At 46.1% G+C, this 1,583-nt stretch carries 2 protein-coding genes; both read left to right on the forward strand.

The genetic code is table 11. The annotated features are described in order from the left end of the window. The first annotated feature begins 116 nt into the window (after positions 1-116). Positions 117-878 carry a conjugal transfer protein TraL gene (locus A2F46_RS11570; RefSeq protein WP_066570607.1) on the forward strand — a complete coding sequence of 254 codons (762 nt, stop codon included), beginning with the start codon at positions 117-119 and terminating at the stop codon, positions 876-878. Between the two features lie 2 nt (positions 879-880). Further along, positions 881-1,324, forward strand: a complete 444-nt coding sequence (locus tag A2F46_RS11575; protein WP_066570609.1) for a hypothetical protein — start codon at positions 881-883, stop codon at positions 1,322-1,324. Positions 1,325-1,583 lie beyond the last annotated feature (259 nt).

Consider the following 1,583-nt stretch of genomic DNA (forward strand, 5'->3'; position numbering starts at 1 on the left):
CCCTCCGCTGTTTCATCTCCCTGGCAGTGGAGGGCTTTTTACAAATGAAAAACCATTCACGCGCGCAGAATGGTTTTTTCTTTGTGAACAGCATTTAAAACATTTAAGGAAAAATCATGAAAGCAGCCCATTTTGTTCTTCAGGGAAAAGGCGGTGTCGGTAAGAGTTTTGCGGCCACTATTTTGGCGCAATACCTGGCTGATCGACTCAATGGCCAATTGCCATTGCATTGTTATGATACCGACCCCGTTAACCAGACATTTACGCGCTATAAGGCGCTACAAGCCAAAATGGTGCCGATTCTCAACCAAGATGATGTGATTGACTCGAGGAAGTTTGATTCCTTGATTGAAGACATTATTACTGAAGAGGGTATTGCAGTCACCGATAACGGCGCGGCAACCTTCGTCCCCTTACTGGGCTACATGACCGAGAATCACATTGCCGATCTGCTGAAAGAATCCGGTGTCGACGTGTACTTTCATGTGGTCATTACTGGTGGCCAGGCAATGGAAGATACGATAGTCGGTTTAAAAACCGTACTAGATAAACTCAATGGCAAAGTAGTCGTATGGGCCAATGAATATTTTGGTGAGCTGAGCCAAGCGGGTAAGCCCGTTCAAGAATTTAAGGTCATCAGCGACAACCAAGACAAAATCATAGGCGTTGTCAAAATCGCTCGCCGTACAGCAGATACTTTTGGCAAAGACATCGAAAACATGGTGAAGGCCAATTTGACTTTTGAGGAAGCCAAAAAATCTTTCCATCTCCTGCCACGGCAACGCCTGATGATGGTGCAACGTGACCTTTACGCCGAACTGGATCAACAATCATTTGGTGGCAGCGTGTTACCGCCAGCAGGCAAAAAGGCCGGTTGAATATGGACGCTGAAAAAAAAGCCGTCCTTGACGATCTGTATTTACTGGATGGCACGGTGACCGTGCCTGAAGACCCTACGGTCACGGTGCTGGTCATGCAGCGCCGTTTTTTCCATGAGGCTCTGGCAAAAATACATAATGAAGCAGATGCCGAGAATAAAGCCTTCTTGGCTGAGTTTAGTGCCAAAGCAGATGACGTTATCGCTGCCGTTGAGAAAACGGAGCAGCTGCGCAAAGAGATGCTGCTTGAAGTACTCCAGAGCAATGAGGAAACCATCACCAGTATTGAAGAACGAGTTCAAGGGAGTGTTTCCCAGCGTGTTCAAGTTGAGGCTCGGCAAACTGAAAGCCTGACCCTAGCATTGCATCAAAAATTCATGAAATGGATTTTGGTGATGCTGGGTAGCGCCATCGTGATTCAAGTGATTCTATTCATGCTTAAGTAGGATGACCCATGATTATCGACACACACAAAACAGTGGAAACCCAAAAGGTCGGGGCATCATTCCCACCAACCATTGCTGTTTTCCCGCATTACAGGCTTATTCCACAGAACACAGAAACAGGCAAAAAATATTGCCTGTTTTTTTGTGTCAGCCCTGAATGTTATTTGATTCTTGATAATGGTATTCAGAGGTACCAGGCAATACGGCATTTGCAGCGGCTATTAGAAACAGCGTGCTTTCCCATTTACGAAATCATAGG

This window comes from Snodgrassella sp. CFCC 13594, assembly GCF_001590725.1.
Taxonomy (GTDB): Bacteria; Pseudomonadota; Gammaproteobacteria; order Burkholderiales; family Neisseriaceae; genus Snodgrassella.